The sequence below is a fragment of the Comamonas sp. GCA5 genome, assembly GCF_036541385.1.
Taxonomy (GTDB): Bacteria; Pseudomonadota; Gammaproteobacteria; order Burkholderiales; family Burkholderiaceae_C; genus Comamonas; species Comamonas aquatica.
On the sequence record NZ_JAZHFR010000007.1, the window covers coordinates 42,975 to 56,542 of the forward strand.

Annotated in this window: 10 protein-coding genes and 1 pseudogene; 5 read left to right on the forward strand and 6 right to left on the reverse strand. The window is 68.0% G+C overall.

Annotated features, from left to right (window positions below):
* Window positions 1-75: 75 nt before the first annotated feature.
* A pseudogene (locus SJH88_RS03050) lies at window positions 76-2,666 on the forward strand ([protein-PII] uridylyltransferase).
* A 168-nt stretch (window positions 2,667-2,834) separates the two neighbouring features.
* Here SJH88_RS03050 and SJH88_RS03055 read toward each other — a convergent pair.
* A complete protein-coding gene (locus tag SJH88_RS03055) occupies window positions 2,835-3,062 on the reverse strand; it encodes a SlyX family protein (RefSeq protein ID WP_043384903.1) in 228 nt (75 codons plus the stop codon).
* Window positions 3,059-4,255: an aminotransferase-like domain-containing protein gene (locus SJH88_RS03060; RefSeq protein ID WP_045267059.1), complete on the reverse strand. Its 1,197-nt coding sequence runs from the start codon at window positions 4,253-4,255 to the stop codon at window positions 3,059-3,061. Before SJH88_RS03060 ends, SJH88_RS03055 begins: the two co-directional genes overlap by 4 nt.
* A gap of 180 nt (window positions 4,256-4,435) precedes the next feature.
* Here SJH88_RS03060 and nth point away from each other — a divergent pair, with 180 nt between their 5' ends.
* On the forward strand, window positions 4,436-5,086 hold the full coding sequence (gene nth / locus SJH88_RS03065; RefSeq protein ID WP_154163357.1) for an endonuclease III: 651 nt from the start codon (window positions 4,436-4,438) through the stop codon (window positions 5,084-5,086).
* Window positions 5,087-5,198: 112 nt separating this feature from the next.
* On the opposite strand, the gene SJH88_RS03070 is transcribed toward nth, so the two are convergent.
* The 3 genes from SJH88_RS03070 to SJH88_RS03080 form a co-directional block, all read right to left on the reverse strand.
* Window positions 5,199-6,722, reverse strand: a complete 1,524-nt coding sequence (locus SJH88_RS03070; protein ID WP_183303551.1) for a tripartite tricarboxylate transporter permease — start codon at window positions 6,720-6,722, stop codon at window positions 5,199-5,201.
* On the reverse strand, window positions 6,722-7,276 hold the full coding sequence (locus SJH88_RS03075) for a tripartite tricarboxylate transporter TctB family protein (RefSeq protein ID WP_274753576.1): 555 nt from the start codon (window positions 7,274-7,276) through the stop codon (window positions 6,722-6,724). Before SJH88_RS03075 ends, SJH88_RS03070 begins: the two co-directional genes overlap by 1 nt.
* Before the next feature lie 107 nt (window positions 7,277-7,383).
* Window positions 7,384-8,343, reverse strand: a complete 960-nt coding sequence (locus SJH88_RS03080; protein WP_274753593.1) for a Bug family tripartite tricarboxylate transporter substrate binding protein — start codon at window positions 8,341-8,343, stop codon at window positions 7,384-7,386.
* 176 nt (window positions 8,344-8,519) lie between these two features.
* Between SJH88_RS03080 and SJH88_RS03085 the strand changes: the two genes are divergently transcribed.
* The 3 genes from SJH88_RS03085 (at window position 8,520) to SJH88_RS03095 (ending at window position 12,241) form a co-directional block, all read left to right on the forward strand.
* Window positions 8,520-9,218, forward strand: a complete 699-nt coding sequence (locus tag SJH88_RS03085) for a response regulator transcription factor (RefSeq protein WP_274753577.1) — start codon at window positions 8,520-8,522, stop codon at window positions 9,216-9,218.
* Window positions 9,215-10,654 (forward strand): sensor histidine kinase, encoded by a 1,440-nt coding sequence (locus tag SJH88_RS03090; RefSeq protein WP_274753578.1) that lies wholly within the window; start codon window positions 9,215-9,217, stop codon window positions 10,652-10,654. The genes SJH88_RS03085 and SJH88_RS03090 overlap by 4 nt, the downstream gene beginning before the upstream one ends.
* Window positions 10,655-10,933: 279 nt before the next feature.
* Entirely contained in the window at window positions 10,934-12,241 is a 1,308-nt protein-coding gene (locus SJH88_RS03095; protein ID WP_154163354.1) for an NAD(P)/FAD-dependent oxidoreductase, read from the forward strand.
* Between the two features lie 227 nt (window positions 12,242-12,468).
* Here SJH88_RS03095 and cobT read toward each other — a convergent pair whose 3' ends face one another.
* Window positions 12,469-13,548, reverse strand: a complete 1,080-nt coding sequence (gene cobT / locus SJH88_RS03100; RefSeq protein ID WP_154163353.1) for a nicotinate-nucleotide--dimethylbenzimidazole phosphoribosyltransferase — start codon at window positions 13,546-13,548, stop codon at window positions 12,469-12,471.
* Between the last annotated feature and the right edge of the window lie 20 nt (window positions 13,549-13,568).

A 13,568-nucleotide genomic window follows, 5' to 3' on the forward strand; every position in this document is an offset into this window, starting at 1 on the left:
TCCATGCCGCCGCCACGCCTTGCATATTTCTTGCTTGCCTGTGGTCCAGTTTTTGCCTGACAGGTCTTTCTTGCCATGAACATCGAACTCGGCGCCCTGCGCACTGCCTACCGCCAGGACAAGGCGGCCCTCACCGACGCCTTGCGCACCCCTGCCAGCAGCACCCGGGGCATCCGCAGCGTGCTGCAAAAGCTCTCGCGGCTGACCGACCAGCACCTGTGTGCCATCCGCGCGGCCAGCGGGCTGCCGGCCGAGGTGGCCCTGGTGGCCGTGGGCGGCTATGGCCGCGAGCAGTTGTTCCCCGCCTCCGACGTGGACGTGCTGTTGCTGCTGCCCGGCCACAGCACCGAGGGGCACGCCCCGCTGAAGGAGGACCTGGAGCGCTTCATCGGCGCCTGCTGGGATGCGGGCCTGGAAATCGGCTCCAGCGTGCGCACCATCAGCGAATGCGTGGCCGAGGCCCGGAACGACGTGACCGTGCAGACCTCGCTGCTGGAAGCCCGGCTGATCGACGGCGATGCGGCACTGTTTGCCGAATTCCAGCGCCAGTACCGCGCCTCGCTCAACCCCAAGGCCTTCTTCACCGCCAAGACGCTGGAACTGCGCCAGCGCCACATCAAGCACGAGGGCACACCCTATTCGCTGGAGCCCAACTGCAAGGAGTCACCCGGCGGCCTGCGCGACCTGCACACCATCCTGTGGGTGGCGCAAGCGGCCGGCCTGGGCAGCAACTGGCGCGAGCTGGCGGCCAGCGGCATTGCCACCGAGTTCGAGGCCACGCAGCTGGAGCGCAACGAGGCCACGCTGAGCCTGATCCGTGCCAAGCTGCACGCCCTGTCGGGCCGGCACGAGGACCGGCTGATCTTCGATTTGCAGACCGCCGTGGCCGAGTCCTTCGGCATCCAGAGCCACACGCCCGTGGGCGAGACCATGCCCGTGCGCGCCAGCGAGGTGCTGATGCGCCGCTACTACTGGGCGGCCAAGGCAGTGATGCAGCTGCAGCAGATCCTGCTGCTGAACATCGAGGAGCACCTGTACCCGAACAACGCCGAGCTCAAGCGCATCGACGACCGCTTCTTCGACAAGGACGGACTGATCGAGGTGGCCAGCGACGACCTGTACCAGAAGGACCCGCAGGCCATCCTGGCGACCTTTCTGACCTACCAGAAATCGCCCGGCCTGCGCGACCTGTCGGCGCGCACGCTGCGTGCCCTGTACAGCGCGCGCGACCTGATGGACAACACCTTCCGCCAGGACCCGGTGAACCGCGACACCTTCATGCAGATCCTGCAGGAGCCGCGCGGCCAGACCCATGCCTTCCGGCTGATGAACGCCACCTCGGTGCTGGGGCGCTACCTGTGGTCCTTCCGCCGCATCGTGGGCCAGATGCAGCACGACCTGTTCCACGTCTACACCGTGGACCAGCACACGCTGATGGTGCTGCGCAACATGCGGCGCTTCTTCATGGCCGAGCACGTGCACGAGTACCCGCTGTGCTCGCAACTGGCCAGCGGCTGGGACAAGCCCTGGCTGCTGTACCTGGCGGCGCTGTTCCACGACATCGGCAAGGGCCGCGGCGGCGACCACTCCGAGATCGGCGCCATCGAGGTGCGGCGCTTCGCCCGCCAGCACAACATGGCCGCCGAGGACGCCGAGCTGGTCGAATTCCTGGTGCGCGAGCACCTGCAGATGAGCACCGTGGCGCAAAAGCAGGACACCAGCGACCCGGACGTGATCCGCGCCTTTGCCGACCGCGTGGGCACCGAGCGCCGCCTGACGGCGCTGTACCTGCTGACCGTGGCCGACATCCGCGGCACCAGCCCCAAGGTCTGGAACGCCTGGAAGGGCAAGCTGCTGGAAGACCTGTACCACGCCACGCTGCGCGTGCTGGGTGGGCGCGCCCCGATGCCGCCGCCCTGGTGGAGGCGCGCAAGCGCGAGGCCCAGGTGGCCCTGGCCCTGACAGCCCAGCCCTACGAGTCGCACAAGGCGCTGTGGGACACGCTGGATGTGAGCTACTTCATGCGCCACGAGCCGGCCGACATCGCCTGGCATGCGCGCCAGCTGTCGCGCCACGTGGGCAGCCCCGTGCCCGTGGTGCGCGCGCGCCAGTCCCTGGTGGGCGAAGGCGTGCAGGTGCTGGTGTACGCCCCGGACCAGTCCGACCTGTTCGCCCGCATCTGCGGCTACTTCGACAACGCCGGCCTGATGGTGGTGGACGCCCGCATCCACACGGCGCGCAATGGCTATGCGCTGGACACCTTCCAGATCGCCTCCGAGCAGCTGCAGATGCACTACCGCGAGCTGACGACGCTGATCGAAAACGGCCTGCCCCAGGCCATCCTCAGCAAGGAGCCGCTGCCCGAGCCCGGCAAGCGCCGCCTGTCGCGGCGCGTGCGCAGCTTCCCCATGGTGCCGCGCGTCACGCTCACGCCGGACGACAAGGCGCAGAGCTGGCTGCTCAACATCTCGGCCAGCGACCGCGCCGGCCTGCTGTATTCCGTGGCGCGCATCCTGGCGGCGCACGGCCTGAGCGTGCAACTGGCCAAGGTCTCCACCCTGGGCGAGCGCGTGGAAGACAGCTTCCTGGTGCAAGGCCCGCGGCTGAACAGCAATGCCCAGCAGCTGCTGATCGAAACCCAGCTGGTGCAGATGCTGCAGGAGTGAGCCACGGCCTGCACGCGGTCCGAAGAAAAAAAGAGCGCCTGGCGCAGGCTTGACAAGGATTTCAGAGGATTTTGACTCTGAAAGCCTTGCAGGACCTGCGCCAGGCGCTCTGTTCGTGGAAGTGACTCCACTGGCACCGGACCCCTGCCGCCCCGTGCGCCACACCGCTCAATAGTGCGGTGGCAGCTCGTCGCGCAGGTTGCGCGGCGCGCCCTGCCCGCCTTCCGGCACCTGCTGGCGCAGTTGCCGCACTTCGTTGATCAGCGCGTCGATTTGCTGCTGCTGGCGATAGATGGTCATGTTCAGTTGCTCCAACAGATCGTCGGTGTAGCTGGCCTTGACCTCCAGGTCCATGATGCGCGCCTCCAGCGCCTCGGGCGTGGGCTGCTCGCTCATGCCCGCAGCGCCTTGGCCAGGCGTGCCACGCCTTCGCGGATCTTGTCCTCGTCCGCCGTCGCGAACGACAGGCGGAAGGTGGACAGGTCGGGGTGCTGGCTGAAGAACGGGGCCCCCGGCACAAAGGCCACGCCCTGCGCGATGGCCTGCTTGGCCAGCACGTTGGCATCGGCCAGCGCACCGTGCGCGCCGGTCAGGCGCACCCACAGGAACAGGCCGCCCTGCGGTTCGGTGAATGCCACGGCATCGCCCAGCTCGCTGCGCAGCGCCGCCATCATGGTCTGGGCACGCTGGGCGTAGACCTTGCGCACCTTGGCCAGCGTGGCGGGCATGTGGCCGGCCAGCAGGTAGTGCGCCGCGGTGGCCTGGGCAAAGGTGCTGGTGTGGGCATCGCTGAACTGCTTGCACATCACGGCCTTGGCCAGCAGCTCGGGCGGGGCGATCAGCCAGCCGATGCGCAGGCCGGGGCTGAGCACCTTGGACAGCGAGCCGCAGTGCGCCAGCCAGTCGCGGCTGCCGGGCACCTCGCTGGACAGCGCCAGCAGGCTGGCGGGCGGGGGGGCATCGAAGTACAGGTCGCCATACGGGTCGTCCTCGACCACCAGGGTCTGGTACTTCACGGCCAGCTCCAGCACGCGCTGACGGCGCTCCAGGCTCAGCGTGGCGCCGCTGGGATTGCCGAAGGTGGGGATCAGGTAGACCAGCTTGGGCTGGTGCTCGGCGATCAGCTTTTCCAGCTCGTCCACGATCACGCCCTGGCTGTCGATGGGCGCGCTGATCACTTCGGCGCCGTACAGGCGGAAGCACTGGATGGTGGCCAGGAAGGTCGGGCCTTCGACGATCACCTTGTCGCCGGGCGAGATCATGCACTTGCCCAGCAGGTCCAGCGCCTGCTGGCTGCCCGTGGTCACAACCAGGTTGTCGGCGTACACGTCCTTGGCGCCCTTGGCCGCGGTGAAGGCGGCCAGCTGTTCGCGCAGCGGCATGAAGCCTTCGGTCGCACCGTACTGCAGGGCCAGGCCGGCGTCCTGGGCCAGGGCCTTCTGGGATGCGTCCTGGATGCCCGCCACGTCGAACATGGCGCTGTCGGGAAAGCCCCCGGCAAAACTGATGATCCCGGGCTTGCCCAGCAGCTTGAATAATTCACGGATCGCGGATGTTTCTACGTTGTCCAAACGTTGTGCAAACTGCATGGAGCATGTCCTCTCGGTAAAAATCCAGTGCCTGGTGCCGGGGCTGTGCACCAGGCCGGCAGCGGCCTGCCGCCTATGCGCTGCATTATCGCGCCTGCCACAGGCCGCACCGCGCCATGGCCGGCCACCACCGCCCGGCGCTTGAAGGAAAATCCGCAGCTGCCATCCCCACCGAGCGCCATGAAAAAATCCGAAATCGTTCCCTTCTTCACCCTGCTGCGCGACGCCAACCCCAGCCCGCAGACTGAGCTGGAATACACCACCGTCTTCGAGCTGCTGGCGGCCGTGCTGCTGTCGGCCCAGGCCACGGACGTGGGCGTCAACAAGGCCACGCGCAAGCTGTTTCCGGTGGCCAACACGCCGCAGGCCATCCTGGACCTGGGCCTGGAGGGGCTGGAGGGCTACATCAAGACCATCGGCCTGTACCGCAGCAAGGCCAAGCACCTGATGGCCGCCTGCCGCATCCTGGTTGACCAGCATGGCGGCCAGGTGCCCGCCACGCGCGAAGCCCTGGAGGCCCTGCCCGGCGTGGGCCGCAAGACGGCCAACGTGGTCCTGAACGTGGCCTTCGGCCAGCCGACGATGGCGGTGGACACGCACATCTTCCGCGTCAGCAACCGCACCGGTCTGGCCCCCGGCAAGACCCCGCTGGAGGTGGAAAAACAGCTGCTCAAGCGGGTGCCGGACGAATTTGCCGTGGACTCGCACCACTGGCTGATCCTGCTGGGACGCTACGTCTGCCAGGCGCGCAAGCCCAAGTGCTGGGAATGCCTGGTCGCGGCGCACTGCGACTTCAAACCCAAGACCGCCGCGCCCACCGGACGCGCCTAGGCCCGGGCCCGCAACGCCTGAACGCCCTCCGCACCACGGGCCCAGTGCTGCGGGTCCAGCCCATGAAAAAAGCCCCGCACAGCGGGGCTTGGAGGGGTCGACGGCAGGCCGTTCAGTGGGCCGCGAAATCGTGGCGTTGCACGGCACGGCGGGCCGCCCAGTACTGCAGCGCACGCGGCACGATCAGCACCAGCAGCACGATCACCACCAGCGTCAGCGACATGGGGCGCTGCAGGAAGATCCAGAAGCTGCCCTCGCCGATCGACACGGCGTTGCGCATCTGCGCTTCGGCCAGCGGGCCCAGGATCATGCCGACCACCACGGGGGCCGTGGGGAAGTCGAAGCGGCGCATCAGCACACCCAGCAGACCGATGCCATACAGCAGGAACAGGTCGAACGTGCTCTGGCGCATGCCATAGGCACCGACGGTGGCGAAAATCAGAATCCCGGCGTACAGCTGGGGGCGGGGAATCTTCAGCAGCTTCACCCACAGGCCCACCATGGGCAGGTTCAGCACCAGCAGCATCAGGTTGCCGATGTACAGCGAGGCGATCAGCGCCCACACCAGGGCACCGGCGCTGCTGAACAGCTGGGGCCCGGGGTTGATGCCGTAGTTCTGGAACGCGCCCAGCAGCACGGCCGTGGTGTTGCTGGTGGGAATGCCCAGGGTCAGCAGCGGAATCAGCGCCGCCGTCACCGTGGCATTGTTGGCCGCCTCGGGGCCGGCCACGCCTTCGATGGCGCCCTTGCCGCCGAACTCGGCCTTGTCCTCACCCTTGGCCAGCTTCTTCTCGGTGGCGTAGCTCAGGAAGGTCGGGATTTCCGTGCCGCCGGCGGGAATGCAGCCAAACGGCGTGCCGATGATGGTGCCGCGCAGCCAGGCTGGCACGGAACGCTTCCAGTCACGGCGTGTCATGTGCACGCGCGTCACCTTGTTCTGCGACTGGTCGACCTTGCCTTCGTACAGGGCGGCGTACAGCACCTCGGCCACGGCGAACAGGCCCACGGCCACCAGCACGATGTCCACGCCGTCCATCAGCTCCATCTTGCCGCCGGTGTAGCGGGCCGAACCGGTGATCTGGTCCATGCCCACGCAACCCAGGGCCAGGCCGATGAACAGGGCCGTCATGCCGCGCAGGCTGCTTTGCCCCAGCACCGCGCTCACGGTGGTGAAGGCCAGCACCATCAGCATGAAGTACTCGGGCGGACCCAGCTTCACCGCGAAGTCCGCCACTGCGGGTGCGAACAGCGTCACCACCACGGTGGCCACCGTGCCCGCCACGAAGGAACCGATGGCTGCCGTGGCCAGCGCCGCGCCGGCGCGGCCGTTCTTGGCCATCTTGTTGCCCTCCATGGCCGTGACCATGCTGGCGGTTTCCCCCGGCGTGTTCAGCAGGATGGAGGTGGTCGATCCCCCGTACATGGCACCGTAGTAGATGCCCGAGAAGAAGATCATGGAGGCGGTGATTTCCACCTTGGCCGTGATCGGCAGCAGCATGGCCACGGCCACGGCGGGGCCGATGCCCGGCAGCACGCCCACGGCCGTGCCCAGGGCGCAACCCAGCAGCGCCCACAGCAGATTGATCGGTGTGGCCGCCGTGGCAAAGCCCTGCATCAGTGCGTCGAACATGTCCATCACAGCCACCCTGTTTCCGTCAGACCTGGCAGGTTGATGGCCAGGAACTGTGTGAATGCCCAGAACACCGGGGCCGCAATCGTGAAGCCCACCAGCACGTCCTTGAGCAGGCCCTTGCCGCTCAGGGTGTCCGTCTGGCCCTGGGCCCGGCGCAGGCCTTGCACGGCCAGGGTGAAGCACAGCGTGCAGCTGATGATGAAGCCCAGGTGCTCGATCAGCCCGGCATTGAGCAGCAGACCCGCCGAGACCCAGACGAAGGGGCCGACATCGGCCTTGGCACTGCCGCCGGGCTCACCCGCCTTGCGGTAGCCACCGGTCAGGGCCTCCCACACCAGCCAGACGCCGCACAGGGCCAGCACCGCGGCACACAGCCAGGGCAGGAAACTGGGGCCTACGCCGCCGTAGCCGGCGTCGCCGGCAATCTGGCTGGCACCGACGCCCATGCCCACGGCGACCAGCACCACCCCCACGCCCACGGCGGCTTGCCAGCGCGCGGACGGAATCGAACTGTGCCAGGCCGGCTCGGCGGGCACAGGGTTCAAGCTCTCAGACATGCAGAGCTCCTTTAAGAGAGAAATCAGGCTCTAGCGCTTGTGCAGCAAGCGCTTTCAGCTATCAAGTTCTGCAGCACGGTGCACGCACCGTGCCGCAGGACCGCGCGTTACACCATGCCGGCGCGGGTCATGGTGTCTTGCAGGCTGCTGAACTCCTTGTCCACAAAGGTGGCGAAGGCATCGCCGGCCAGCCATGCCGGGGTCCAGTCGTTCTTCTTCAGGGCTTCCTGCCAGGCCGCGCTCTTGGTGGCCTTTTCCAGCTTGGCGATCAGCTCGTCGCGCTGCTGCTTGCTGATGCCGGGGGCACCGTAGACACCGCGCCAGTTGCCGATTTCCACGTCAATGCCCTGCTCCTTCAGCGTGGGCACGTCCAGCGACGGCAGGCGCTCGGCCGAGGTCACGCCCACGGGCTTCATCTTGCCGCTGGCGATGTACTCGGCAAACTCGCTGTAGCCGCTGCCGCCGATGGTGACGTTGCCACCCAGGATGGCCGAGATCGCCTCGCCACCCCCACGGAAGGCCACGTAGTTGATCTTGGCAGGGTCCACGCCCACGGCCTTGGCAATCATCGCGGCCGCGATGTGCTCGGTCGATCCGCGCGAACCACCGCCCCACTTCACGCTGCCGGGGTCTTTCTCGAGCTGGGCAATCACCTCGCCCATGTTCTTGAACGGCGAATTGGCAGGCAGCACGAACACGTTGTATTCGCTGGTCAGGCGCGCCAGGGGCGTCACCTGCTTGAGGGTCACCGGGGGCTTGCCGGTGATGATGCCGCCCAGCATGACCGCGCCCATCACCATCAGGGCGTTCGCATCGTTCTTGCTGCCGTTGACGAACTGCGCCAGGCCGATGGCACCGGCCGCGCCGCCCTTGTTGTCGTAGGTCACCGACGAGGCCACGCCCGCATCCTGCAGGGCCTTGCCCAGGGCACGGCCCGTGGTGTCCCAGCCGCCACCGGGATTGGCGGGCAGCATCATCTTCATGGCCGCAGCCTGGGCCCAGCTGGTGGGGACGGTGCCGGCCACCGCCAGGGCAGCCATGCTCTTCAAGAAAGTATCGCGTCGCATCATCTTGTCTCCTGTTTATAGGTTCGTCGTCAGGAAAAGCAGCACCAGCCGCAACCTGCACTGCTTGGGCTGCATGATGCGGCGACTGCCTGTCAAATGGCTGTCCTGCAGGGGCCGTGAAAACCCCAAGCTGCACAGCAACAAAACCCGGTCGCCGCAGTGCTAACGTGCCGGCCATGCACATTCTCCTGGTCGAAGACGATCCCGCCATGCAAACCAGCCTGCAGCGCGCCCTGGCGCGCCGCGGCATCCATGTCAGCCTGTGCGCGGACGGGCTGCAGGCCATCCCGCAGTGGCAGGCCCTGCAACCCGACGTGGTGGTGCTGGACCTGACGCTGCCCGGCCAGGATGGCCTGCAGGTGCTGGAGCACCTGCGCGCGCTGCGCGCCACCACGCCGGTGCTGATCCTGACCGCGCGCAGCACCGTGGGTGACCGCGTGCTGGGCCTGAACGCCGGGGCCGACGACTACCTGGCCAAGCCCTTCGACCTGGACGAACTGGAAGCACGCCTGCGTGCCCTGGAGCGGCGCGCCCAGGGCGCGGGCGGTGCCTCCACCCAGGCCGACCATGACAGCTTCGGCACCCTGCGCCTGGACCGTGCCAGCGGCGCCATCTACCACCTGGGCCTGCCCATGGACTTCACGCCGCGCGAGCGCGCACTGATGCACGCCCTGCTGGCGCGACCGGGCCAGGCCATCGCCAAGGAGCGCCTGTACGAGCTGGTGTTTCCCGGCGAGGTCGATGTCAAGTACGAGGCCATCGAGGTGGTGGTCTACCGCCTGCGCAAGAAGCTGTCCGGCACCGGCATGGACCTGGTCACGCTGCGCGGCCTGGGCTACCTACTCAAGCCCACGCCCTCGGGGGCCGCGGCATGAGCGAGCCCCAGCACCGCGGCATCTGGTCCTTGCGCAGCCAGCTGCTGGTGGGCATCTTGCTGCCAGTGATTGCCTGCATCGCGCTGAACATGCTGTGGTCCTACCGCGCCTCGCTGCAGGCGCTGCACACGGCCTACGACCGCACGCTGCTGGCGTCGGCCAAGACGATCGGCGAGCAGCTGGACGTGGACGGCTACGACGAGCACGCCCGCATCCACGCCCTGGTGCCGTATTCGGCGCTGGAGGCCTTCGAGGCCGACACCCACACGCGCCTGTACTACCGCGTGTCCAGCCTGGATGGGCAGCTGATCTCCGGCTTTGACGACCTGCCTTTCTGGCGCGGCACCATCCCGGCCCAGCCGCCCTACGCGGCGCTGGTGGATTTCTACGACAGCACCTACCGCGACCAGCCGGTGCGCATCGCCGTGCTGCTGCAGCCCGTGGCCAGCCACAAGGGGCGCAGCATGGCCGTGATCCAGGTGGCCGAAACCCTGCAGCTGCGCCACAACCTGGCCTGGAACCTGCTGACCGAGACCCTGTGGCAGAACGCCGTGCTCCTGGGCCTGCTGGTGCTGACCATCATGATCGTCGTGCAACGCGTCACGCGCGCCGTGCGCGAGGTCGGCCACGCTATTGGCCAGCGGCCGCACCATAACTTCCAGCCCCTGCAACGCGACGCCGTGCCGCGCGAGCTGCAGCCCTGGATCGACGGCATGAACCGCGCCATCGAGCGCCTGCGCGAACTGCTCAGCCACCAGAAACGCTTCGTGCGCGATGCCTCGCACCAGCTGCGCACCCCGCTGGCGGTGCTGAAGGTGCAGGTGCAGTCGGCCCGCCAGGGCGACATGCCGCCCGCCACGGCCTTGCAGGAAATCGAGGCCACCGTGGACCGCGCCACACAGCTGGCCAACCAGATGCTGTCGCTGGCCAAGGTGGAACAGCTGCGCCAGCAGCCACAGGCCGCCACCGCCACCGGCTGGGACGCCATCGTGCGCGAGGTGGCGCTGGACCTGGCCCCGCTGATCGCCGACAAGATGCTGGACTTCGAGCTGCGCGCCGACACCCCCGTGCCGCTGTCTGCGCACGAATGGATGCTGCGCGAGCTGGTGCGCAACCTGCTGCACAACGCCATCCGCCACGCACCACCGGGCAGCGCCCTGCTGGTCACGCTGACCCCGCAGGCCGACAGGCAGCACGCCTGCCTGCACATCATCGACCAGGGCCCGGGCCTGTCCGAAGAGCTGCTGCAGCGCCTGTACCAGCCGTTCTCGGCCGGGGACACGCGCAACGGCTCCGGCCTGGGGCTGGCCATCTGCCTGGAAATCGTCCAGGCGCTGCACGGTCGCCTGGAGCTGCACAACCGCCAGCAGGGCGCGCGCATCCTGGGCCTGGAGGCCGTGGCCTGCCTGCCCATGGCCCCGACCGAAGGCGTCTGAGGGCGGCCGCCCGCGCCCGCAATACCCTCGCACTCTGAGCGGTTATCCCCCAATTTTTGCGGGCTGGGGGAACGGTGGCCCCAACGCCCGCGCGGCCCACGGGCCTGCAGCGCTATGCATTGCGAAGCACTCTGCTGTAAGACATAAATCCCAAGAAATCCCAAGCCCATCCTACGCATCGCGCTATCAAAAATATCAGCAGAATGCCTGTTTCGCCGCGCAGGCCGAATGCATGCGCGCAGCCTCAACAACATTCGATAGCACAGGCAGGAAACAGCAATGGGTGAAGCGCAGCAGGACAAGGCAGCACGGGTCGTGGTCGTGGGGGGCGGGGTCGCGGGGCTGGAAATCGCCTCGGCACTGGGCAAGCTGCGCGACCCGCACACCGCCTCGGTGACCCTGGTCGATGCCGATTCCGCCCACGTCTGGAAGCCCATGCTGCACACCATTGCCGCCGGCACGCGCGATCTGGCGCAGCAGCAGACCACCTACCTGGCCCAGGCCACGGACGCCCGCTTCGCCTACCAGCCCGGCGCCATGGAAGGCCTGGACCGCGCAAGCAAGGAAATCATCCTGTCCGCCATCTGTGCCCCCGACGGGCGTGAAATGGTGCCCGCGCGCCGCATCGGCTACGACAAGCTGGTCATCGCCGTCGGCAGCGGGGCCAACGACTTCGGCACGCCCGGCGTGCTGGAGCATTGCTACATGATTGATTCGCGCCGCAAGGCCGATGACTTCAACCGTGAAATCCGCCTGCGCATGGTGCGCGGCATGACCGAGGGCGAAACCCTGCAGGTGGCCATCGTCGGCGCCGGCGCCACCGGCGTGGAGCTGGCGGCCGAGTTGGTGCAGCTGTCCGAAAGCGCCGAAGCCTATGGCGCGCTGGGGCGGGCCGCCAAGTTCCGCATCGTGCTGATCGAGGCCGGGCCGCGCATCCTGCCCAGCTTCCCCGAGGAGATCTCCCAGGCCACCCAGCAGCGCCTGGAGCACCTGGGCGTGCGGGTGCTGGTCGGCCGCCGCGTGCAGGCAGCGCTGGCCAACGGCCTGCTGCTGGATGGCGACGAGGTCATCCCCGCCGGGCTCAGCGTCTGGGCTGCTGGCGTGAAGGCGCCCAATTTCCTGGCCCAGCTGGGCCTGCCCGTCACGCGCGGCAACCAGCTGATCGTGAACGACGATCTGCAGACCGCCGACCCCGACATCTACGCCGTGGGCGACTGCGCCAGCTACACCCTGCCTGGCCAGAGCACGCCGCTGCCGCCCACCGCCCAGGTGGCCCACCAGCAGGCACGCTACCTGATCGAGCTGCTGCCCAAGGTGCTGGCCAGCCGCCAGCCGTACGCCGGCCAGGGCTTTGCCTACCGCGACTTTGGGGCGCTGGTCTCGCTGGCCAACTACGACGCCTACGGCTCGCTGGGCAAGTTCGGGCTGTTCAACGGCGGCATGATCAAGGGCCGGCTGGCCATGCTCAGCCACATCTGGCTGTACCGCTCGCACCAGGCGCGCCTGTACGGCTTCTGGCGCGGCGGCCTGCTGTGGCTGGTGGATTTGATGAACTCCCGCCTGCGCCCCACCATCCGGCTGGATTGATCCCAAACGCCCCTACCCCCCAGCACATCGAAGATTGGCGTCCGTGACACAACGTAAAGCCGCAGGCAGTCCCCGCGTACGACCAGGCCCAGCAGCGACGTATCAGGGGTCACGCTAGCGGGTATAAAAAAAGGAGCTGACCGCGCAGCCCCTGCGGGCCTTGCAGAACGATTCGTTCTGAAAGGCAGGCGGGAGGCGCGCAGTCAGCTCCCTTTTTTGAAAAAGCTTCAGCCGGCCTTGGTAGCCACGCCGGCCGAGGTGAAGCTGGCCATCTCGCGCAGGATGGCACAAGCCGCCGGCAGCAGCGGCCAGGCCGCCGCGGCCCCGGAACCCTCGCCCAGGCGCAACTGCCAGTCCAGCAAGGGCCGCGCGCCCAGCGCCTGCAGCAGCAGGGTGTGGCCGGGCTCGCCCGAGCGGTGGGCGTACACGCAGCGCTGCAGCACCGCAGGCTGCAGGCGGCTGGCCACCAGCACCGCCGCCGTGGTGATGAAGCCATCGACCACAATCACGCGCCGCTCGGCCGCGGCCTGCAGCACGGCACCGACCATGGTCGCCACCTCCAGCCCGCCCATGGCGGCCAGCACCGGCAGCGGCTCGGTCACGGCGGCATGCGTCTGCAGCACCTGCTGCAGCACGGCGATCTTGCGTTCCACACCCTGCGGATCCAGGCCCGTGCCCATGCCCGTGACCTCCGCCACGGACACACCGCACAGCCGCGACAGCAGCAGCGAGGCGGTGGAGGTGTTGCCAATCCCCATCTCGCCCAGCAGCAAGGCATTGCCCGGCAGGCGCTTGACCAGTTCCACCCCGTTGCGGATGGCCAGCGCGCATTCCTGTTCGGTCATGGCCGGGCCCTGGCTGCAGTCCTGCGTGCCATAGGCCACCTTGCGGCGCCACAGGCGCGGCTGGCCGGCCTTGGGCAGCTTGTCCTCGGGGTCCTGCTCGCGGGCGGCAAAGTCGCGCGCCACGCCGCAGTCCACCACATTCAGGGCAATCCCATGCTGGCGCGCCAGCACGCTCACGGCCGCGCCGCCGGCCATGAAGTTCTCCACCATCTGCCAGGTCACGTCCACGGGGTAGGCCGACACCCCGCGCGCCGCCAGGCCATGGTCGGCCGCAAACACCACCATCTGCGGCGCCTCCAGCACCGGGGCGTCGCTGCCCAGGATGCAGGCCAGGCGGTGCGCCAGCTGCTCCAGCACGCCCAGGGAGCCCACGGGCTTGGTCTTCACGTCCAGCAAGCCCTGCACATGGGCGGCAAATGTGGCGTCCTCGATCGAAGCCACGTCAGGAATCACGGTCGACATTTCCATCCCTCATCACACAC

Excerpts from the sequence above, each read along its gene's own strand:
- SJH88_RS03055 (WP_043384903.1), bottom strand. The coding sequence starts at position 3,062 with ATGAGCGAGCAGCCCACGCCCGAGGCGCTGGAGGCGCGCATCATGGAC.
- SJH88_RS03060 (WP_045267059.1), bottom strand. The coding sequence starts at position 4,255 with ATGCAGTTTGCACAACGTTTGGACAACGTAGAAACATCCGCGATCCGT.
- nth (WP_154163357.1), top strand. The coding sequence starts at position 4,436 with ATGAAAAAATCCGAAATCGTTCCCTTCTTCACCCTGCTGCGCGACGCC.
- SJH88_RS03070 (WP_183303551.1), bottom strand. The coding sequence starts at position 6,722 with ATGGACATGTTCGACGCACTGATGCAGGGCTTTGCCACGGCGGCCACA.
- SJH88_RS03075 (WP_274753576.1), bottom strand. The coding sequence starts at position 7,276 with ATGTCTGAGAGCTTGAACCCTGTGCCCGCCGAGCCGGCCTGGCACAGT.
- SJH88_RS03080 (WP_274753593.1), bottom strand. The coding sequence starts at position 8,343 with ATGCGACGCGATACTTTCTTGAAGAGCATGGCTGCCCTGGCGGTGGCC.
- SJH88_RS03085 (WP_274753577.1), top strand. The coding sequence starts at position 8,520 with ATGCACATTCTCCTGGTCGAAGACGATCCCGCCATGCAAACCAGCCTG.
- SJH88_RS03090 (WP_274753578.1), top strand. The coding sequence starts at position 9,215 with ATGAGCGAGCCCCAGCACCGCGGCATCTGGTCCTTGCGCAGCCAGCTG.
- SJH88_RS03095 (WP_154163354.1), top strand. The coding sequence starts at position 10,934 with ATGGGTGAAGCGCAGCAGGACAAGGCAGCACGGGTCGTGGTCGTGGGG.
- cobT (WP_154163353.1), bottom strand. The coding sequence starts at position 13,548 with ATGTCGACCGTGATTCCTGACGTGGCTTCGATCGAGGACGCCACATTT.